Origin of the sequence: Pseudoalteromonas sp. N1230-9 (assembly GCF_032716425.1) — a bacterium.
Taxonomy (GTDB): domain Bacteria; phylum Pseudomonadota; class Gammaproteobacteria; order Enterobacterales; family Alteromonadaceae; genus Pseudoalteromonas.
Map to the genome: position 1 here is coordinate 1,224,769 of NZ_CP090419.1, position 19,764 is coordinate 1,244,532.

General features: G+C 41.0%; 20 protein-coding genes. 12 read left to right on the forward strand and 8 right to left on the reverse strand.

The window, feature by feature from the left end:
• Nucleotides 1-38: 38 nt before the first annotated feature.
• Nucleotides 39-842: a cytochrome C assembly family protein gene (locus tag LY624_RS05710; RefSeq protein ID WP_130151263.1), complete on the reverse strand. Its 804-nt coding sequence runs from the start codon at nt 840-842 to the stop codon at nt 39-41.
• 234 nt (nt 843-1,076) lie between these two features.
• On the opposite strand from LY624_RS05710, the gene ffh reads away from it, so the two are divergent.
• The 8 genes from ffh (at nt 1,077) to LY624_RS05750 (ending at nt 7,991) form a co-directional block, all read left to right on the forward strand.
• Nucleotides 1,077-2,453 carry a signal recognition particle protein gene (gene ffh / locus LY624_RS05715; RefSeq protein WP_062570535.1) on the forward strand — a complete coding sequence of 459 codons (1,377 nt, stop codon included), beginning with the start codon at nt 1,077-1,079 and terminating at the stop codon, nt 2,451-2,453.
• A gap of 242 nt (nt 2,454-2,695) precedes the next feature.
• Nucleotides 2,696-2,944: a 30S ribosomal protein S16 gene (gene rpsP, locus LY624_RS05720; RefSeq protein WP_036967110.1), complete on the forward strand. Its 249-nt coding sequence runs from the start codon at nt 2,696-2,698 to the stop codon at nt 2,942-2,944.
• Between the two features lie 17 nt (nt 2,945-2,961).
• Complete coding sequence (rimM, locus tag LY624_RS05725; RefSeq protein ID WP_062570536.1) at nt 2,962-3,495, forward strand: ribosome maturation factor RimM; 534 nt, start codon at nt 2,962-2,964, stop codon at nt 3,493-3,495.
• Entirely contained in the window at nt 3,495-4,262 is a 768-nt protein-coding gene (gene trmD, locus LY624_RS05730) for a tRNA (guanosine(37)-N1)-methyltransferase TrmD (protein WP_062570537.1), read from the forward strand. Before rimM ends, trmD begins: the two co-directional genes overlap by 1 nt.
• Before the next feature lie 33 nt (nt 4,263-4,295).
• Nucleotides 4,296-4,655 (forward strand): 50S ribosomal protein L19, encoded by a 360-nt coding sequence (gene rplS, locus LY624_RS05735; RefSeq protein ID WP_004587324.1) that lies wholly within the window; start codon nt 4,296-4,298, stop codon nt 4,653-4,655.
• Nucleotides 4,656-4,925: 270 nt separating this feature from the next.
• A complete protein-coding gene (gene tyrA, locus LY624_RS05740) occupies nt 4,926-6,059 on the forward strand; it encodes a bifunctional chorismate mutase/prephenate dehydrogenase (RefSeq protein ID WP_341804096.1) in 1,134 nt (377 codons plus the stop codon).
• Between the two features lie 280 nt (nt 6,060-6,339).
• On the forward strand, nt 6,340-7,053 hold the full coding sequence (gene fadR / locus LY624_RS05745; RefSeq protein ID WP_062570539.1) for a fatty acid metabolism transcriptional regulator FadR: 714 nt from the start codon (nt 6,340-6,342) through the stop codon (nt 7,051-7,053).
• Between the two features lie 332 nt (nt 7,054-7,385).
• Nucleotides 7,386-7,991 carry a peroxiredoxin C gene (locus tag LY624_RS05750; RefSeq protein WP_054551729.1) on the forward strand — a complete coding sequence of 202 codons (606 nt, stop codon included), beginning with the start codon at nt 7,386-7,388 and terminating at the stop codon, nt 7,989-7,991.
• Nucleotides 7,992-8,060: 69 nt separating this feature from the next.
• Here the strand turns inward: LY624_RS05750 and LY624_RS05755 are convergent, their stop codons facing one another.
• Complete coding sequence (locus tag LY624_RS05755; RefSeq protein ID WP_445936722.1) at nt 8,061-10,661, reverse strand: TonB-dependent receptor; 2,601 nt, start codon at nt 10,659-10,661, stop codon at nt 8,061-8,063.
• 193 nt (nt 10,662-10,854) lie between these two features.
• Nucleotides 10,855-11,334, reverse strand: coding sequence for an SsrA-binding protein SmpB (gene smpB / locus LY624_RS05760; protein WP_062570541.1), 480 nt, complete (start codon nt 11,332-11,334; stop codon nt 10,855-10,857).
• A gap of 133 nt (nt 11,335-11,467) precedes the next feature.
• Here smpB and LY624_RS05765 point away from each other — a divergent pair, with 133 nt between their 5' ends.
• Complete coding sequence (locus LY624_RS05765; RefSeq protein WP_341804097.1) at nt 11,468-11,908, forward strand: type II toxin-antitoxin system RatA family toxin; 441 nt, start codon at nt 11,468-11,470, stop codon at nt 11,906-11,908.
• Nucleotides 11,905-12,222 (forward strand): RnfH family protein, encoded by a 318-nt coding sequence (locus LY624_RS05770; protein ID WP_130151266.1) that lies wholly within the window; start codon nt 11,905-11,907, stop codon nt 12,220-12,222. The genes LY624_RS05765 and LY624_RS05770 overlap by 4 nt, the downstream gene beginning before the upstream one ends.
• A 38-nt stretch (nt 12,223-12,260) precedes the next feature.
• Here LY624_RS05770 and LY624_RS05775 read toward each other — a convergent pair whose 3' ends face one another.
• Nucleotides 12,261-12,623 (reverse strand): outer membrane protein assembly factor BamE, encoded by a 363-nt coding sequence (locus LY624_RS05775; RefSeq protein WP_130151267.1) that lies wholly within the window; start codon nt 12,621-12,623, stop codon nt 12,261-12,263.
• 112 nt (nt 12,624-12,735) lie between these two features.
• Here LY624_RS05775 and LY624_RS05780 point away from each other — a divergent pair, with 112 nt between their 5' ends.
• The gene (locus LY624_RS05780; protein ID WP_130151268.1) at nt 12,736-13,056 is read left to right on the forward strand and encodes a GIY-YIG nuclease family protein; all 321 of its coding nucleotides are present in this window, start codon (nt 12,736-12,738) and stop codon (nt 13,054-13,056) included.
• On the opposite strand, the gene LY624_RS05785 is transcribed toward LY624_RS05780, so the two are convergent.
• The 4 genes from LY624_RS05785 to ilvC form a co-directional block, all read right to left on the reverse strand.
• Nucleotides 13,038-13,958: a M20/M25/M40 family metallo-hydrolase gene (locus LY624_RS05785; RefSeq protein ID WP_341804098.1), complete on the reverse strand. Its 921-nt coding sequence runs from the start codon at nt 13,956-13,958 to the stop codon at nt 13,038-13,040. The two genes, LY624_RS05780 and LY624_RS05785, sit on opposite strands and share 19 nt — an antisense overlap.
• Nucleotides 13,903-15,084, reverse strand: a complete 1,182-nt coding sequence (locus LY624_RS05790; protein WP_445936723.1) for a tetratricopeptide repeat protein — start codon at nt 15,082-15,084, stop codon at nt 13,903-13,905. The genes LY624_RS05785 and LY624_RS05790 overlap by 56 nt, the downstream gene beginning before the upstream one ends.
• Nucleotides 15,085-15,169: 85 nt before the next feature.
• The gene (locus LY624_RS05795) at nt 15,170-17,083 is read right to left on the reverse strand and encodes a methyl-accepting chemotaxis protein (protein WP_341804100.1); all 1,914 of its coding nucleotides are present in this window, start codon (nt 17,081-17,083) and stop codon (nt 15,170-15,172) included.
• Between the two features lie 139 nt (nt 17,084-17,222).
• Nucleotides 17,223-18,695 carry a ketol-acid reductoisomerase gene (ilvC, locus tag LY624_RS05800; RefSeq protein WP_341804101.1) on the reverse strand — a complete coding sequence of 491 codons (1,473 nt, stop codon included), beginning with the start codon at nt 18,693-18,695 and terminating at the stop codon, nt 17,223-17,225.
• A gap of 147 nt (nt 18,696-18,842) precedes the next feature.
• Here ilvC and ilvY point away from each other — a divergent pair, with 147 nt between their 5' ends.
• A complete protein-coding gene (ilvY, locus tag LY624_RS05805) occupies nt 18,843-19,739 on the forward strand; it encodes an HTH-type transcriptional activator IlvY (protein ID WP_341804102.1) in 897 nt (298 codons plus the stop codon).
• The last annotated feature ends 25 nt before the right edge of the window (nt 19,740-19,764 follow it).

The window sequence follows — 19,764 nt, forward strand, 5'->3', positions numbered from 1 at the left end:
CAATGCATATTAAGCTAGAGACAGCTTGCTGAGTCAAGTTAAAACTTATTTAGTATCACTTCTTGTATGAAACGGCTGCCAAAATAAGCAAGAGATAAGATAAATGCGGCTATCATGATCGAAAATACCACAGGCTTCCCTCGCCAACCCTTACGCAGATGACCAATAGTCACAACGGTGAAAATAACCCATGCAAACAAAGATAGAATTGTTTTATGAATAAACTCACTAGCAAACATGCCATCAAGGAAAATAAAGCCAGATAGCAGGGCAAAGGTGAGTAAAATCGTCCCTAAAGTAAGTAATTGATATAGCTGACGCTCAACCACCATTAAAGGGGGTAAGTGGCTGTGCACGATTGCTAAATCTTTACGCTTTAAGCGTTTATCAATAAAGTAAAACTGAATGGCATAAAGAGTCGATATAATAAGCACACAGTAAGCTAATAAAGACAGGGAAATATGTGTAACCAGTCCAAGCTCGACATCAATAGTATGCAAAATTACGTGATGAGGAATAAACAAGCTTGCTAAGGTAAGTATTGCAGCAAACCCATATACAACAGGCAGTAATAGTGTTGCTGGGAACTTTAAAGAAACAGCTGTGACAGAAACAACAATAACCCAACATGTTAGTAAAGCAACATTCACAATACTTAAATCTTGGCCATCTGCACGAAATACAGAGTTAACCAATAACAGCATATGGGCAAGGATAGCAACCGTGCTTAAAATGACCGTGAGTTTCTGGCTCGGACCTTGTTTGTGAAAAAGGCGTGATAGTACGTGCGACGTTGCTAACACATAAAACAAACTAGCAATAATAGTTAAACTAATAATCATCGTGTTTTGGCCACTTAATTTATATCGATAAATCCTTGTCTCTTTGATGCCATTGTATTTTATAGCAAGGAAAAAGCATAGAGTTTGTAAAAAGAAACTCAAACTGCACACTTGAACACTGTATTGTCGACCACCATTTACGGTATACTGTTAAGAATTGAAATTTTAATTTCCCCTGTTTTGGCTTTTTATAGCCCAATGAACAGGCGAAACACGTTTTATCGGAACCTTTACATGTTTGAGAATCTCCAAGAACGCTTAGGTAAAACCTTAAAAAATATCAGTGGTCGTGGACGCCTAACTGAAGACAATATTAAAGATACATTACGTGAAGTCCGCATGGCATTTTTGGAAGCGGATGTTGCACTACCTGTTGTTCGTGAGTTTGTTAAGCAAGTTAAAGAACGTGCAGTGGGTGTTGAAGTCACTAAAAGCTTAAGCCCTGGCCAAGTCTTTATTAAAATTGTGCGCGAAGAGCTTGAAAAAGCCATGGGTGAAGCGAATGAAGAGCTAAGCCTTAATGCGCAGCCGCCAGCTGTCGTAATGATGGCAGGCCTGCAAGGTGCGGGTAAAACGACGAGTGTCGGTAAACTAGCTAAATTTTTAAAAGAGCGTAAAAAGAAATCGGTACTTGTTGTGAGTGCTGACGTTTATCGTCCAGCGGCAATTAAACAGCTTGAGACACTTGCAGATGAAGTGGGCGTTGAGTTCTTCCCAAGTGATATTTCGCAAAAGCCGGTTGATATCGCAAATAATGCTATCTCCCATGCTAAGAAGAAATTTATCGATGTCGTGTTAGTCGATACCGCGGGTCGTTTGCATGTTGATAACGACATGATGGATGAAATCAAAGCACTTCATAGCGCGATTAACCCAATCGAAACTTTATTTGTTGTTGATGCAATGACAGGTCAAGATGCTGCAAATACGGCAAAAGCATTTGATGAAGCGCTTCCTTTAAGTGGTGTGATCTTAACGAAAACGGATGGTGATGCCCGTGGTGGTGCAGCATTATCTATTCGTCATATTACCGGTAAGCCAATTAAGTTCATGGGTGTGGGTGAGCGTACAGATGCACTTGAACCATTCCACCCTGACCGTATTGCTTCTCGTATCCTAGGTATGGGTGATGTACTTTCATTAATCGAAGAAGTCGAAATGAAAGTCGATAAAGAGAAAGCGGCTAAAGTTGCTGAAAAAGTATTTAAAGGTGACGGCTTCACATTAGATGACTTTGCTGAGCAACTTCGTCAGATGAAGAACATGGGCGGTATGATGTCAATGCTCGATAAATTGCCAGGTATGCAAAACTTACCTGATGCAGTTAAGGGGCAAATGGGTGATAAAACGTTTGTACAAATGGAAGCGATTATTAACTCAATGACTGCAAAAGAGCGTGCGCGCCCTGAAATCATCAAAGGCTCTCGTAAAAAACGTATTGCAGCAGGTTCTGGTACGCAGGTGCAAGAAATTAATAAATTGCTGAAGCAATTTACGCAGATGCAAAAGATGATGAAGAAAATGAAAGGTAAAGGCGGCATGAAGAAAATGATGCGTGGCATGAAAGGCATGTTACCGCCCGGTATGATGGGCGGAGGCCCTAAGTTTTAATACCACCTTTATAGTGTTTATCTTAAAGAAGGAGCAAATAGCTCCTTTTTTAATGGATAAATTATGCGCAATCAGTATGCAAAGCTAAGATCTCTAGCGCAGATCAGTGTTTAATCAACTAAACTTACATTTTGCATCACTTCTTACTTGCAATGTTGCAAAAAACTCGTACAATTCCCCAGCTTCCCGTATTGGGGAGTAAATCTTATTAATGAAAACAGTCAATCTATTTAGAGGACGGTATGGTAACTATTCGTTTGCAACGTGGTGGCGCTAAAAAACGCCCTTTCTATCAAATTGTGGTTGCGGATAGCCGTTTCTCGCGTGACGGTCGCTTCATCGAGAAAGTAGGTTTCTTTAACCCAATCGCTTCTGGTCAGGAAGAAAAAGTACGTTTAGATTTATCTCGTGTTGAACACTGGGTAGGTCAAGGCGCATCTCTTTCAGATCGCGTAGCTAAATTAGTTAAAGACGCTCGTAAAGCGGCTTAATAGGCGTAAGTGTAACCATGAGTCAAGAGAACACCTCGATAATCGTTGTAGGAAAGCTCGGTGCCCCCTATGGTATAAAGGGCTGGCTTAAGGTGCATTCATTTACTGATGATCCCGAAGGGATCTTCGATTTCAGCCCATGGTTGATAGGGCAACAAGGTAAATGGCAGACCTTAGAAGTGGTCGACTGGCGTCGCCACAACAAAGGCTTTATCGCTAAAGTTGCGCAAGTAAACGACCGAGATGAAGCAATGGCTTTGACCAATGTTGAAATCTCTGTAGATGCAGCGCAGCTACCAGAATTACCGCAAGGTGAATTCTATTGGCGAGATCTCATCGGCATGTCTGTTGTAACTGATAAAGGTTATAATTTAGGCACGGTTGATGACCTAATGGAGACAGGGTCAAATGATGTTTTGGTTGTGAAAGCAAACAAAAAAGATGCATTTGGCCAAGCTGAACGTTTAATTCCATTTTTAACAGACTCTGTTATTAAAGAAGTTAAACACGAGGCAAGAGAAATTACCGTAGACTGGGATCCTGGGTTTTAATGTCACAAACGAGTTCATTGTGGGTAGGGGTGATAAGCCTTTTCCCGAACATGTTTGACGCTATTACCAATGAAGGGGTAACTGGTCGCGCAGTTAAAAATGGTCTAATCGACTTTAACTGCTGGAATCCACGTGACTATGCTACTGATAAGCATAGAACTGTGGACGATCGTCCTTATGGGGGCGGTCCTGGTATGTTAATGATGGTTGAACCATTGAAACAAGCCATTCTTGACGCAAAAAAAGCGGCGGGTGATGGTGCTAAAGTAATTTATATGTCCCCGCAAGGGCGCAAATTAGATCAGCAAGGGGCGAGCGAACTCGCAAGCTCTAAAAAGCTGATTTTGATTGCCGGTCGCTATGAAGGTATAGATGAGCGAATCATAGAATCATATGTTGACGAAGAATGGTCAATAGGTGATTTTATTCTGAGTGGTGGTGAGTTACCCGCTATGACATTAATTGATGCAGTCGCACGATTAGTGCCAGGGGTGCTAGGTCACAACCAATCAGCGGAGCAAGATTCATTTTCGGATGGATTGCTTGATTGTCCTCATTATACACGGCCAGAAACATTGGATGATAAACAGGTGCCTGCTGTATTACTCAGCGGAAACCACCAAGAGATAGCAAAATGGCGCTTAAAGCAGTCATTAGGTAGAACTTGGTTACGTCGTCCTGACTTGTTGCATAACCTAGCTCTGACTGAGGAGCAAGCGGCACTTCTTGCAGAATTCAAGCAAGAGTACCAACAAGCTTGTGGCTAGAAGACAGTTACACCTAGGAAAGTGAGAAATATAATGGCAAAAGTAAACCAAAATATTATTAAAGCGCTTGAAGAAGAGCAGCTTAAAACAGACGTACCAGCATTCGGCGCTGGTGATACAGTAGTTGTACAGGTACGTGTAAAAGAAGGTAACAAAGAGCGTCTACAGGCCTTTGAAGGTGTTGTAATCGCTAAGCGTAATCGTGGTCTTCACTCAGCATTCACAGTTCGTAAAATTTCGAGCGGTGAAGGTGTTGAGCGTGTATTCCAAACGCACAGCCCTCTTATCGACAGCGTAACAGTTAAGCGTCGCGGTGCAGTTCGCCGTGCTAAGCTTTACTATCTACGTGAGCGTTCTGGTAAATCTGCACGTATTAGAGAAAAACTTAACTAATACGCGCTGTTTATCAACGCAAAAAAAACGGGTTGCAGCCTTCGGGTTGCAACCCGTTTTGGTTTTTAAAAAGCAACTCTCTATAAGCTTATCCTTTGTTTCACCCTTCTTTGCACTTTGTCCTGTCATACATTGATGACTCATGTTTCCTCTATTTGTTAGCTCCTTAGGGCTTTGTACTTTGCAGTTTATGCTGTTACTATAATCTGTATTGTAAGCTTTACTTTTTTGTATATATATATTTACGTTTAGGGTTTGAGGTGTAGTAACGTGGCGACAGTGAATGAATTAGCTGATTTAAGAGCAGGAATAGATGAGTGCGATGCACAATTAGTGGCATTGCTAGCAAAGCGTAATAGCATTACAGAAAAAATAGGGGCAATTAAGCAACAAATCGGCGCCCCGTTACATGCCCCTGATCGTGAAGCAGATTTATTGGCAGCGCGTCGCCAAGAAGCGGTTAACCAAGGTGTTAACCCAGAGTTAGTTGAAGATATTTTGCGTCGTATGATGCGTGAAGCGTACCAAAATCAACAAGGAAATTTAGCCTGCTCAGCTCCTCAATTATCACCTATAGTCATTGTTGGCGGAAAAGGAGCGATGGGGCAATTATTTGCACAGCAATTTATTCGTTCAGGTTATGAAGTTCGTATTTTAGATAAAGAGCAGCAAGCAGAGAGTGAAGCTATCTTGGCGGGAGCTAAGCTTGTACTTGTCAGTGTGCCAATCAACGCATTAGAACAGGTTGTTGCAGCTTTGCCTAAGCTTGATGATGACTGTTTGCTTGTGGATATTACGTCGGTGAAGCAAAAACCATTAAAAGCACTAATGGCGGCACATAATGGCCCTGTTGTAGGCTTACATCCGATGTTTGGTCCCGACATTTCTCACTGGGTTAAGCAAACAGTTGTTGTTTGTGAGGGACGCAATCATGAGGTTGCACAGGGCTTATTAGCACAGTTGCAAGTGTGGGGTTGTCAAGTTGTCGAAATGGAAGCAAAAAAACACGATGAAGCGATGCAAATCATTCAGGTCATGCGTCACTTAACAACTTTCGTCTATGGTCAATTCTTAGCAAAGCAAAGCCATACACTTGCAGAGCTTCGTAGCTGTTCTTCTCCTATTTATCAATTAGAGCTGATGATGGTAGGGCGGCTTTTTGCTCAGTCACCAGAGCTTTACTCGGATATTATGTTAGCGCAATTTGATGATGTGGAAGATTTACTTGCTAATTATCAAGCGACCTTTGCCGACACGCTAGAAAAACTAAAAACTGGCAATAAAGCTGCTTTGATAGAGGGCTTTGCAGATGCCAAAGAGTATTTTAGTGATGCTACCGCACACTTCTTAACGCAAAGTCGCAGTCTGCTAAATAAAGCCAATGATGCCAAAGTACTTGATTGATTATTGCTTCAAGGGCATTAAAGAAGCGAGTTTATACTCGCTTTCTTTAATTTATTTTATGTGACTGATCTTCATAGGCTAGCAAGACTAAGCGCTTAGTGCTCTAAAGTCTTAGGTGATTAATTACAATCTTAGCTTAAAGTTAGTTTATTTTTTCATTGCGAAGAGATTTTTATCCGCAGGGTACTTACTTTGCTTGTTAGTTGCTGATCATCTGGTACAATCAGTGAGTTGATCGCTTTTTGCGATAGAAGTAGGTGCTAACTCAAGTGGAAATTGAATGAGAATTTTTAAAGCGAAAAGTCCAGCAGGTTTTGCTGAAGAATACATTGTTGAATCTATTTGGAATGGTGACTTTCCGCCTGGCTCAATTCTTCCTGCTGAACGCGAACTTTCAGAACTAATTGGTGTTACCCGCACAACGCTTCGTGAAGTGCTACAACGTTTAGCACGAGATGGTTGGTTAACAATCCAACATGGTAAACCAACGCGTGTAAATAATTTCTGGGAAACATCTGGGCTGAATATTCTTGAAACGTTAGCACGGCTTGATGAAGACAAAATGCCTGAGTTAACCGACCAATTACTGTCTGCACGTACCAATATTAGCGCCATTTATACGCGTGCAGCGATCAAGCTTGCACCTGAACGCGTAATCGAAATTTTATCGCAAAGTGAGCAGCTTGAAGACAGTGCGCAAGCGTTTGCTGACTACGACTACAAAGTACACCATGAGTTAGCTATTGCGGGAAATAATCGCATTTATGTACTGATTTTAAATGGCTTTAAAGGCTTTTATTCAAAAATTGGTTGCCATTATTTTTCTGATTCACGTACCCGTGAATTAGCGCGTCAGTTTTATAAAGACTTAACTTTACTGGCAGAGCGTCGTGAACATGATGGTGCGATTTCTATGATGCGTAAATACGGTCATCAAACAGGTGAAATCTGGCAGCAGATCCGTGGTGATATGCCAGAAGATATAATGGATTAATATTTCTAAAGTATTTACTATCACCTGAAAACCCAGCTTGATGCTGGGTTTCTTATTTTTAGCCAAAATATACTAAGTTATTGAAAGGATGGTTTATTTCTGTACTTTATTGAGTAGATAGAAGTTGACTTTAAGTTGCTCAGCCATCAATTTAGCGAATCAATTTTTTCGATTGCACATATCGCTTTTTTCGATTGTTCATTTGTCTGTAACCTCTTTAAACTATCTTGCTAATTATCAGTGCTTACCCTTGGTTTTTGATTTTTCGTAACCATATACTAGTAAGTATTGCGTAGGCAATTGGAAATAAACTCAAATATTTGGAGATTAAAATGGGTGTATTAGTTGGCCGTCAGGCACCAGACTTTACTGCAGCAGCTGTTCTTGGTAACGGTGAAATCGTTGAAAACTTTAACCTAAAAGAAACTATCAAAGGTAAAAAAGCAGTTATCTTCTTTTACCCGTTAGACTTCACTTTCGTATGTCCTTCAGAGCTAATCGCTTTCGACAAACGTTTTGAAGAATTCCAAAAGCGTGGCGTTGAAGTAATCGGTGTTTCTATCGATTCACAATTCTCACACAATGCATGGCGTAACACTGCCGTTGCTGACGGTGGTATTGGTCAAGTGAAATATGCACTTGTTGCAGACGTTAAACACGAAATCTGTCAAGCATATGACGTTGAGCACCCAGAAGCAGGTGTTGCTTTCCGTGGTTCTTTCCTAATCGACGAAGAAGGTAACGTACGTCACCAAGTAGTTAACGACCTTCCACTAGGCCGTAACATCGACGAAATGATCCGTATGGTTGACGCACTAGCATTCCACAGCGAGCACGGTGAAGTATGTCCTGCTGGTTGGACTGAAGGCAAAAAAGGTATGGACGCAAGCCCTGAAGGCGTTGCTAAGTTCCTTTCTGAAAACGAAGGCGACCTATAATTTAGGCCTGAGTTAAAGAGTTAAAAAAACCCGCCAGTTGGCGGGTTTTTGTTTTTAAGTCTGATTAGTTTAATTAAAACGCATCGTTAACTTAGTGTAGAAGTAACGGCCACGTGGATTATGTACACTTGATACATAGCCATATAAGTCGCCATCACCATCACCAATTGCGAATGGTGGATCTTCATCAAATACATTATTAACGCCCACAGAGACCTTTAATTTATCTGAGAAGTTATAAGCGGTCTGTAAATCGACTAATGTTTGTGAGTCAACCATACGCGAAGTATTGCTGTCAAAATCAAGGTCACCATCGAAGTTAATATCTGGAGTGTCCTCAAACTCGCCAATGTAACTAACGTTTACATTCGTATTAAAGTCGCCCATCTCCCAGTTTGTGCTGAAAATCCAGCGATGCTCAGGGTAACGGTACTCGCCAGTGTAATCACGACCATCTTTTTTGAACTCATCTTGGTAGGCCCACTCTAGATTGAATTTCAAGAATCCATAGTCATTCATTGCATGCGTATAGTTTGCTGATACATCTACACCTGAGACTTCTTGCGAAGAGACATTTTCAAATGTGCTGTGTACTTTTTGAATAACACCTAGACTCAAACCATCCTGAGGCGGAAGTCGAACACATACAGTACTGTTCTGGTCATTACAATTCTCATTGTAAATAGGGCCGAACTCTTGCTCGTCAATCTTATTATCTTGAGTGATACTCCAGATATCCACACCAAAACCAAACTCAGCCGTTGGCGCCCAAATAAAGCCGACGTTCCACGACTCAGATTCCTCAGCTTCAAGATTTGGATTACCTGCAAATTGAATGTTGTAGTCAAGCGCATCGCAATCTTGTCCAGTTGCTTGGCATCGGTAGGTATCTACAAAGAACTGACTTTCTTCTGAAGGTCCCAAGCCTATTTGTGCAAGCGATGGCGCTCTAAACCCTTGTGCCCAAGAACCTCGAACGGTAATAGAGTCAGTTGGAGCCCAGCGAACTGCTACTTTAGGATTTGTTGTTGAACCAAAGTCACTGTAATCATCGTAACGACCAGCAAGTTGTAGCTCTAGATTGTCGGCAAGTGGAATTGAAAACTCGATATAGGCAGCATATTGATCACGCTCAGCAGCCGCTGAAACAGATTCAGTACCAAAAATTAACCCGCGTTGGAATTGATCATCTGGAATGTCGCTAACATCTTCTTCGCGGTACTCAATACCGGCAGCCATCATCACAACATCATCGCCAAAGCTGAATGCTTCACCACTGATGTTTGCATCAAACGATGTCATATGTGATTCACCACGGCGCACTAGGCTTGTTGTGATACGATCAATAACATCTTGACTATTATAGGTGCCGCCGAATGGGTTGTAGTTACCCGCGTCGATTTCTTGTTGTAAAAAGTCAGTACGCACCCAGCCTTGGCTTCTGTCGCCAGTTTGCATTGATTTACTACGGCCTTTTTGTACCGCAGCTTCCCAGCTCCAGTCACTAATTTCACCTTTGAGTCCGGCAACAAAGCGTAGCGTATCTGATTCAATATCCCACTGACGTGCTCCTGCATCTACTGTACGATAACGACCAATATCAATATCTTGACTAAAAGGATTATTCGGATGGCTTGCTGGAACTGTTAGCCCTGCGTCTTCATCAAGTGGAGTAGGGGCCCCAGCTGCTTGTGATGAATTATGTTGAACCGCCACTTCTAAAAAGGCTGAAATACCATTATCAAAGTTGTATTCAAATTGTGAAATCGCACCAACTCGCTCAGATGCCGGCGTAATATAACCATACGGGCCATAGTCGAATAAACAATTACCATTTTCTTTAGCTCTGTCTGGAGGACACGATGGGTCAATCGTTTTTTCACCATCTACATAAAAGTAACCTGGAAAACCGCGCGATGAGCGAAAGTCCATACCACCATAGGGTTCTTGGTTTGCAGTACCTAGTCGCCCCATTTCATCTGATGATAAAGCTGTGTTATTGAAGTAATCAATAATGATAGATGCACTACTTTTTTCAGTGCTCGTACCCCAAACTAGACTGGCTGTTTTTTCTTCATAACTAGGCCCATCTGTACCACCATAACCTAGGTTAACTTCTAGCCCATTTATATCTTTCTTTAGAATGATATTAACTACACCAGCTACAGCATCGGAGCCATAGATAGCCGATGCTCCATCTTTTAAAATATCGATTCGCTCAATAGCTGATACAGGGATTGAGTTAATATCAACAAATGAATTAGTGATGCTTTCAGCAAATGCACTAATAGACACTCGGCGGCCATTTATTAACACAAGCGTGGCATCAGAGCCTAAGCCACGTAAACTCACTGCAGCAGCCCCGTTCGCTGTAGAGTCTTGGTTATTACCACGGGTAGAAAATGTACCATTACCGGCTACGGGCATACGTTCTAAAAGTTGTTGTAGGTTGTCGTAGCCCATATTATCAATGTCTGCACGACTGATAGATTGCACCGGCGAAGGGCCTTCAATATCAGAGCGTTTAATGCGAGAACCTGTTACTTCAATACGTTCGACCTTTTCAGCTCCATCTGTTTGAGCTGCAACAGACATAAAGCTTGTGCCTGCTAACGCTGCAATGGTAAATGCATAAAGTGGTCGTTGCATAAAGTGATGGGAGTTCTTCATAAAATTCAATCCTTGTTTCAATGTGAGAATATTGTGAACTAATATCACAAAAAAGATTGATACCATGTAAATGAAGTGTTTTCAAATAGCAAAAAGGTATGGATTTTCAAGCTGATAATGGTTTTTTGGAGAGTGAAGTGTGTGTTTTCAAGGGGTACAAGCCTAACAAAAAAGTTAGGCTTTAATATTATTTTTAAGCTTTGTGCTTCATTAGGCGCTCTTTTTCACGAGCCCAATCTTTATTTTTTCCGTCTTCGCGTTTGTCGTGCATCTTTTTACCTTTAGCAAGGTGGAACTCCAACTTCACCCAGCATTTTTTCCAGTACATAGCCGTTGCGATCAGTGAGTAACCTTCACGCTCTGTTGCACCGATAAGACGATCGATCTCACGCTTATTTAAAAGTAATTTACGATAACGAAGTGGATCGCAAATCACGTGTGTTGAAGCACTATTGAGAGGCTGAATTTGACTGCCAAGTAAAAATGCTTCGCCGTTTTTAATATGAATATAAGTCTCAGAGATGTTTACTTTACCTGCTCGGATACTTTTTACTTCCCAGCCTTGTAGTTCAACCCCTGCTTCGAACTTATCGTGTAAAAAATACTCATGGCGCGCTTTTTTATTCAGCGCGATGGTATTACTTGTCGATTTAGATGATTTTTTCTTAGCCATAGTGTCCCATATTATACGTAAATACAGCGTTTTTACATCGCTTTTTTAAGGCTTTGCGTAAATTATACTAGTACGAAAATTTGGGGAAATAGCTAAAGCTTGCTAAAATTCGTCGACACAGTTGGGAGTGAATATGCCACAAATAGAAAAAAGTGCGCTGGTAATGTACAGCAGCAAAGAAATGTTTGATTTAGTCAACGATGTAGATGCTTACCCAGAGTTTTTGCCACATTGCTCAGATGCAAAAATTGTTTCAAAACAGCCCTCTGGTATGACAGCCAGCTTAGAGATTTCTAAAGCGGGTTTAAAAAAGTGGTTCACGACTGAAAACACCTTCATAGATGATCAAACTGTGTCATTACGACTAATTGATGGCCCATTTAAAACTTTAAAAGGGAAGTGGCACTTTTTACCTTTAGATGACAAAGCTTGTAAAGTGCAATTACATCTAGAGTTTGAGTTTGCAAGTAAACTTATTGAGCTTGCATTTGGCAAGGTATTTAATGAAGTTGCGAAGAATATGGTGAATGCCTTCACTCAGCGCGCTAAAACGGTTTATGGAGCTCGTTTATGATCAGTGTAGAAGTCGTGTTCGCACTACCGACAACAGCAACCAGTTTGCTCGTTGAAGTGCCAACAGGCACAACGGCTGAGCAGGCAGTTATTAAGTCTGGAATTATCGAAAAGTGTCCAGAAATAGATGCAAGTAATTTGACCTTAGGTATTTGGAATCGAACGTGTAAATTGACGCAAGAAGTTAAACAAGGCGATCGAATTGAAATCTATCGTCCCTTGATTGCTGACCCTAAGGATGCCCGCAGACGCCGAGCAGAAAAAGCAAAGGAAGAGGGGCGAGCGAATAAAATAACGGGTGGACGGCCCAAATAAAAAAGGTAGCACGTAGCTACCTTTTCTTGTGTTAGAACTTATTCTTGTTCGAGAGGAGTATTGAATTCGCTTGGTTGATCGTAATCACCTGAAATAGAAACCAGCTTGTCGTTCTCAAAGTTTACAGTGAGCGATTTTCGCTGCTCATTATCACGACCAATGTTAAATACATAAAGGTAATGCCAAGTGCTTTTATCAAAAGAGTCTTCTGCCACGGGTTTGCCTAGGACATAAACTACTTGCTCACGAGTCATGTTTACTCGTAGCTTATCAACATCAGACTGCTCTAAAAAGTTACCTTGGGGAATGTTGATACGATAAACCCAGCTAGAACAACCTGCTGTAGCAGTTAAAGCAAGGGAAAGCACGAGCCAAAAAGAGAAAGTTTTAAACGACTGCATTATTTGTTTGAATCCTTATTTTTTATACTTTGCATGATACCGATTAGTCACAGAAGGTAAAACCCTTTTCAACAATTGTTTTTGCTGAGATTGACGTTTACGAGGCACAAATTTGACCACAGACACGATAAAAAGTTTACCTGAATCAATAAAAAAGCGCGAGAGTGTGGATGCTGTGTGGCATTTGTATATCGTTCAGACGCGTTTAGGGCATTGGTACACAGGGATAAGTACTGATGTTGAAAAACGTTTTGCCGCACACGAGGCTGGTAAAGGGGCTAAGAATTTAAAAGGCAAAGGACCTTTAACGCTAGTATACCAACAAAAGGTTGGCACCCGCAGCGAGGCGAGTAAATTAGAGGCGCGTGTGAAAAAGTTAACCAAAATACAAAAAAAGCAGTTTGTATTGCGTACTCAACTACCTGTTAAGTAAGTCACAAACTTCGCTATTTTTAAGATGGTTTGCTCATAAAGCTGAAAGTCGATATGTTCTAGCGTGTCTGTTACTTGATGGTGATGTTTATCATCACCCATGCCAAAATAAATAAAAGGAATATCCGCTTTGGCAAATGCGTAGTGATCACTTGCTTTACGCCAGTTAATGTTAGTGCCGAGTAATCTATTGAGTCGTGCTGATGAACTGCTGACTATAAATGTTAATTCCTTATCAGAGAGCATAGTTAACGCTTTTTTATACTGACTACTAGATTGCCTATCTAAATACGCATAAATGCGTGGCTTACGCTTATTAACTACTAACATATCAAGGTTTATACTTAATTTGATATCACTTAAATTAAGTGTGGAGACAAGATATTTACTGCCGTGTAAACCGTTTTCTTCAGCATCCGTAGCGACAAAAACTAAGTTGTATTGTTGAGTCTGATGCGCTAAATAATGTGCCAAGTACAACAGCGCAGCTACGCCACTGGCATTATCGTTTGCACCCGGGTAATAGCGGCTCCCTGTTGGCCCAAGGTGATCGTAGTGAGCGGTGAAGATGATCATTTTGCAATTAGTGCATGTTGTTTTCTGCGTGGCGATTATATTAACGCCTGAGCGTTTTTGATTAAAAGGAGCATCATACTCAAAATGTTGTTTACGTACGTTATAGTTTAGCTCCGAGAAGCGCTCACTAATAAAATCACCCGCACGTTTTGCACCAAGCGTATTTGTTTTCCTGCCATAAAACGGGCTGGATGTAAGTGCTGTAATGTCCTTTTTAAGAAAGGTTTGTGCATTTGCAACTGCCTTATCACTTAGAAGAAGTAACAGACAACTAGTAATGATTGAGCTTAGCTGTGTGGGAGCGAAGAGCCTGTAATTTGCTTTCATAGCGTTTTTTATCATGATCAAAATCAGCTTTGTTATTAGCGGATGTTAAGTATTTTTTGGCAAGTTTTAAATCCCCTAATTGGTAGTAGGTTTTAGCAAGACCAAAGTCAGAATCATGAAGCTTAATATTAAGACCACGTGCTTTTTTGAAGTGTTTGAGGGCATCTTGGTAGCGCGCTGCGGCATATGCATCATTACCCAACGAAATATGATAGTAAGGATTGGATTGGCGCTTGTTATCTAGCCTAGAGAGAATATCTTCTCCTTCTTTTTCACGGTCAGTGAGCTTATAGATAAGCGCTAAGTTGCCAAGCGCAGTGTGATTGTTCACATCAAGATCAATCGCATGCAGGTAAGCTGCTTCGGCTTGTTTAAAGTGTTCGGTTAAACGTAACAGTACCCCTAAGTTACCCCAAGCGCCTGAATATTTTGGATCAACTTTAATCGCTCCGGTAAAATAGCTGTAAGCTAAATCGTAGCTCTCATTGAGCATAGCGGCGGCGCCTTTGTTGTTATAAAACATTGCAGTAATGCGTGCTTTATCAATATAACTGGTTTTAAATGATTCTTTACGGCTATTAGGGTCAAAATCAATGACTAAAGCGCGTTCTTGCGGGTAAATGACCCTGAGGTTCGTGAGCTGTTTGCCTCTTTCTTTCACCCTTAGGTTAATGTGTCCTGTGAGTAAATTAAACCCATTATTCAAAGCCCAATACTCAGGGATGTGTACTTTTTGAAATTGTCCATATAAGCCCAAATGCTCAGCAAGACTGTACGCAAGTATAGAAAGTGATAAACAGTTCGCATTTAAGTCGTTATAGGCTTGCGCAGCAGTAAGTGTCGCACCTGACTGATAGGAGAGGGATTCATCACCATTATCGAGCAAAAATTGCATGAGTCGCTTTGCACTGCGGATAGAGCGTTGACCCTCAGGAAAACTCATGTCTAGGCGTTCTTTTATACTGGGCGTTAATGTAAAGATATCCTTTTGGCTTTCGATCTCCAAAATGTTGAAATCTTTAATCTGGGTAAGCGCTTTTGGGGGCGACAGAGGTTGATTAGCAGTACTATTGCACGCACTTAAAAAACAAAGGTTTAATAGTAGAATACATGTTGTTATCTTCATCTGACCCTCTTAAATTCACGGCCTAAATCACTTTAAGTATAGGCGGTGAACAAAAAAGGGTCAGTGTTAACTGTTACAAAACGTGTCAGCGCTTATCAAAAGTAGCGACTAAATCATCCAGAGTCTGTGCGCTGGCTGCTAAGTCTTTTATCGCTTGTTCGGTATCTATTTGTTCACGCATAACATTGTCACTGATATCGCTAATCTGCTCAATATTACGACCAACATCAGCCACAACATTACTCTGTTCCTCGGTGGCGGTCGCAATTAAAGTGGCCATATCATTTATTTCGTTTGCAGCATCATTGATCGCATTGAGTAATTCAACAGAGCTCTGCATTGCACCCACACTTAACTGAGCTTGTGATTTTGAGTGATTGATATGCTCAACCACTAAATCAGACGTATTCGTCAAATCGCTTATCATTGTTTGAATCTCATTAGTAGATTGTGACGTTCTGCTTGCTAATGCTCTCACTTCATCGGCTACAACAGCGAACCCGCGACCATGTTCACCTGCGCGGGCTGATTCAATCGCCGCATTGAGAGCCAGTAAGTTTGTTTGCTCAGAAATTCCTCTGATGGCATCAACAATATTTGCGATAGCTTGCGTTTTAGCTGCCAACTCGTTCACTTGTTCCGTTATGTTATCTATGTCACTGGCAAGCTCAGTGATCGCTTGCTGGCTTTGTGTGACCTGAACATGGCTTTGTTCAGTATTTTGTTTACTGCTTTCAGTGAGCTTTGCTGTATTTGCTGCGCTTGATGCAATTTCTTGCACTGTTGCACCCATTTCGTTAATTGCAGCAGCAACGGAAATAGTTTGCTCTTTTTGATTATCTAATGCGTCTGAATTTTTTTGAGTTTGTTTAAATACATGGCTTGCGCTTTGTCTGATTTCTCGGCTTTCTTGTGCAACTTGGCCAATGGCTGTTTCGATTTTGGTCATAAATTGATTAAAACCAGCGCTCAAATTTGCAAGTTCTGGTTGCTCTGAGCTCGGTAATCGATAGGCTAAATTTGCATCACCAGAGCCTAATCGGGTAAATAATTCCGCCATTTTTGATAAAGGAGATGACAATGTTCTAGCCAGTAGTAAACCTGCAAAACTGGCAACGAATGCGATGACAATTGCAAAGCTGATAATTTGCCATTCCAATGTATCAATGCTTGCAAAGACTTCACGCTTAGGCACTTGTGCAACAACAAATAGGTCTGTGTTTTTTATTGGGCTTGCAGCAACTAGGGTTTCTTCTCCCTTGATGCTAATTTCCTTAAGAGTAAACTCTTCACCAGTTAATAGTGTGCTTGTGATACCTGATTCATAAAGCGTATCAAGTTTTGCTTTGGCTACTTTACTGGCGTCTTTGTGCAGCTTTATCAAGCCATGTTTGTCAACAACAAAAACAAAACCGGTTTTCTCTATTTGAAACTTTTGCAGCATTGCTTGCATATCATCAATACTTTTAGCAAGACCTGCCAAACCTAAGCCATTAGTTTGTTGGTGGTTTACAAACATTTTTACGTCTGTAGGTGATTCTTGATAAATACTGATAGAAAAAGGGTTTGCTGATTGTTTAAACGCAAAAAACCAACCATCTTGCTCTTTAGTAAGTACTCTTAAAAAACCATCTTGATTCCAATATTGCGCTGTTTCACGGTTTGCCCATGAAGCTGTCGCAAGATCGTATTGTGCAACTAAGCGATTCAACTCGTTAAGTAAAATCGTATCATCAGTACCACCAGAGCGTGCCCAGTCGATAACAAAAGCGTTACTTGAAAGCTGCTCAGCGGCACTGATCATTTGGTTTATATCGTGGCTGATATAATTATCAATTGCTTGTAACTTGCTTGGTAGCTCAGACTCGATCATTCGTTGTTCAATGATTTGTTTAGCACTATAAATTGCGGTTACGCCAATTAACGCAGCAACAATGAGTGCAATAGAACTACCTAGTAGAGTGATTTTTTTAGTAATGGTAAGGTGATTTAACGCCATGAAAGTGTCTTAGGTTACAACATTAAGGTAGTCATTTTAGCATAGACTTTTCAGATGACGAATTAAACTAGGAACAAAAAAAGCCCAAAGCATATGCAATTGGGCTTGGTTTCTAACAAGCGAAACTTACTTTCTAGGGTTAAACTATTTTCTTCATTGCCGACATGTAACCACGTAATTTACTGCCAACAATTTCAACCGGGTGCTCACGCAGGGCCTTGTTCACTGCGATTAAAGTTTGGTTGTCCACCTGATTTGATGAATCACCTAAACCTCTACCAATAACATCAGTGTCGATATCTTTCATAAAATCTTGTAGTAAAGGCAAACATGCGTGGTTGTAAAGGTAGCAACCATATTCAGCTGTATCTGAAATTGTTCTGTTCATTTCGAAAAGCTTTTTACGCGCAATCGTGTTGGCGATCAGTGGCGTTTCGTGTAATGACTCATAGTAAGCTGATTCGTCGATAATGCCAGCAGCAGTCATGGTTTCAAACGCAAGTTCAACGCCTGCTTTAACCATAGCAACCATCAAGATGCCTTGGTCGAAGAAAGTTTGCTCGTTAATTTCTTCATCGGTATTTTGCTGTTTTTCGAATGCGGTTTCAGCAGTTTCAGCACGCCATGCAAGAAGCTTTGCATCATCTTCAGCCCAATCAGCCATCATGCCGCGTGAGAATTCGCCGCTGATGATATCGTCCATATGCTTGTTATAAAGTGGACGCATGATTGTTTTAAGTTGTTCGCTTAATTCAAATGCTTTAACTTTTGCTGGGTTTGATAAGCGGTCAAGCATGTTAGTCACACCGCCATACTTAAGTGCTTCAGTGATCACTTCCCAACCGTATTGGATTAACTTTGACGCGTAACTTGCATCAATACCTTTTTCGACCATTTTATCAAAGCAAAGTAGTGAACCTGTTTGTAACATGCCACATAGAATCGTTTGCTCACCCATTAAGTCAGACTTAACTTCTGCAATGAATGATGATTTTAGTACACCAGCACGATGACCTCCGGTACCAGCCGCATACGCTTTCGCTTGCGCAAGGCCATGACCTTGAGGGTCGTTTTCTGGGTGAACTGCAATGAGTGTTGGAACGCCAAAGCCGCGTTTGTATTCTTCACGTACTTCTGAACCTGGGCATTTAGGCGCAACCATGATAACAGTTAAGTCTTCGCGAATTTGCATGCCTTCTTCAACAATGTTGAAACCGTGTGAATAGGCAAGCGTTGCACCTTGTTTCATCAGCGGCATGATGGCATTAACAACAGATGTATGTTGTTTGTCAGGAGTTAGGTTTAATACTACATCAGCCGTTGGAATAAGCTCTTCATATGTGCCTACCGTGAAGCCGTTTTCAGATGCGTTTAAGAAAGATTGACGACGCTCAGCAATCGCTGACTCACGCAGTGTATAAGAAACATCTAAACCAGAATCACGTAAATTTAAACCTTGGTTAAGGCCTTGTGCACCACAGCCGACAATAACGAGTTTTTTTCCTTTTAAAGCGTCTACGCCATCAGCAAATTCTGATGGGTCCATAAATTCACATTGCGCTAATTGCGCTAACTGCTCTCTCAAAGGAAGAGTATTAAAATAATTCGCCATTGTTAGTGTCCTATAAATACAAGTTTTTTAAAAAACAAAGAATAAAAGTTTGCGTTCTTTGTATGGCTTAACAGTATGCAATTTTATCTCTTGCGTAAAATGATATATTTGAATTAAAGTGTTTCATAAAATGAAATGGTAGTCACAATGGATCACAAACATCTTAATTACTTTTTAGCCTTAGCTAAAACGCTCCACTTTGCTAGAGCCAGTGAGCTTTGCCATATTAGTGCTCCTACTTTAAGCCGTAATATCAAGCAGCTTGAAGATGAAGTGGGCGCAGTATTATTTAATCGTGACAACCGCACAGTTAAGCTAACTCAAGAGGGAAAAGCATTTTGTGATTATGCCAATGCGACGCTTGCCAGTTGGCACCGATTTAAAGCTGATATCCAAGAACCACAACAACATATATACGGAAATGTCAGTATTTATTGTTCTGTTACTGCCTCATATAGCTTTTTACATCAAATTCTTGAACAACTGCGGATGCAGCATCCTTATATCGAAATTACACTCAACACAGGTGATCCCGCGCTCGCCATAAATCGTGTATTGGATGGCCATGAAGCCATGGCGATTGCAGCAAAACCAGTTAAATTACCAGGGCAAATTGCCTTTACCAGTATCGGGTACTCTCCGTTGGTACTTATCGGACCTAAAATAGCCTGTCCTATCAGTGACCAACTTAAAGATTTAGAAACAATTAATTGGTCTAATTTAGAATTTATTGTTGCTGAACAAGGATTGTCTAGGCAGCGATTAGAGCAGTGGTGGCGAAAGAAAAATATTCATGGTCGTATTTACGCCCATGTAGCAGGTCATGAAGCCATGGTTTCGATGGTAAGTTTAGGTTTAGGTGTTGCGATGGTGCCTAAAATTGTACTTGATAATAGTCCGTTAAAAGAAAAGGTTCAGATTATTAGTGACGCAGAAAAAGATATTCCAGGCTTTGAAATTGGCTTAGCAGTGCTTAAGAAAGAGCGGCATGATCCCGCATTAAATGCTATTTGGGAAATTGCGCAGTCGTTACTAACTTATTAAGGCATGATTGGTCATCGTTTTAATA

Coding starts and splice junctions, on each gene's coding strand:
- LY624_RS05750 (WP_054551729.1), top strand. CDS start 7,386: ATGGGTGTATTAGTTGGCCGTCAGGCACCAGACTTTACTGCAGCAGCT.
- LY624_RS05790 (WP_445936723.1), bottom strand. CDS start 15,084: ATGAAGATAACAACATGTATTCTACTATTAAACCTTTGTTTTTTAAGT.
- LY624_RS05710 (WP_130151263.1), bottom strand. CDS start 842: ATGATTATTAGTTTAACTATTATTGCTAGTTTGTTTTATGTGTTAGCA.
- fadR (WP_062570539.1), top strand. CDS start 6,340: ATGAGAATTTTTAAAGCGAAAAGTCCAGCAGGTTTTGCTGAAGAATAC.
- rplS (WP_004587324.1), top strand. CDS start 4,296: ATGGCAAAAGTAAACCAAAATATTATTAAAGCGCTTGAAGAAGAGCAG.
- LY624_RS05785 (WP_341804098.1), bottom strand. CDS start 13,958: ATGAAAGCAAATTACAGGCTCTTCGCTCCCACACAGCTAAGCTCAATC.
- LY624_RS05755 (WP_445936722.1), bottom strand. CDS start 10,661: ATGAAGAACTCCCATCACTTTATGCAACGACCACTTTATGCATTTACC.
- LY624_RS05765 (WP_341804097.1), top strand. CDS start 11,468: ATGCCACAAATAGAAAAAAGTGCGCTGGTAATGTACAGCAGCAAAGAA.
- ilvY (WP_341804102.1), top strand. CDS start 18,843: ATGGATCACAAACATCTTAATTACTTTTTAGCCTTAGCTAAAACGCTC.
- ilvC (WP_341804101.1), bottom strand. CDS start 18,695: ATGGCGAATTATTTTAATACTCTTCCTTTGAGAGAGCAGTTAGCGCAA.
- trmD (WP_062570537.1), top strand. CDS start 3,495: ATGTCACAAACGAGTTCATTGTGGGTAGGGGTGATAAGCCTTTTCCCG.
- ffh (WP_062570535.1), top strand. CDS start 1,077: ATGTTTGAGAATCTCCAAGAACGCTTAGGTAAAACCTTAAAAAATATC.
- LY624_RS05795 (WP_341804100.1), bottom strand. CDS start 17,083: ATGGCGTTAAATCACCTTACCATTACTAAAAAAATCACTCTACTAGGT.
- LY624_RS05775 (WP_130151267.1), bottom strand. CDS start 12,623: ATGCAGTCGTTTAAAACTTTCTCTTTTTGGCTCGTGCTTTCCCTTGCT.
- LY624_RS05770 (WP_130151266.1), top strand. CDS start 11,905: ATGATCAGTGTAGAAGTCGTGTTCGCACTACCGACAACAGCAACCAGT.
- rimM (WP_062570536.1), top strand. CDS start 2,962: ATGAGTCAAGAGAACACCTCGATAATCGTTGTAGGAAAGCTCGGTGCC.
- smpB (WP_062570541.1), bottom strand. CDS start 11,334: ATGGCTAAGAAAAAATCATCTAAATCGACAAGTAATACCATCGCGCTG.
- rpsP (WP_036967110.1), top strand. CDS start 2,696: ATGGTAACTATTCGTTTGCAACGTGGTGGCGCTAAAAAACGCCCTTTC.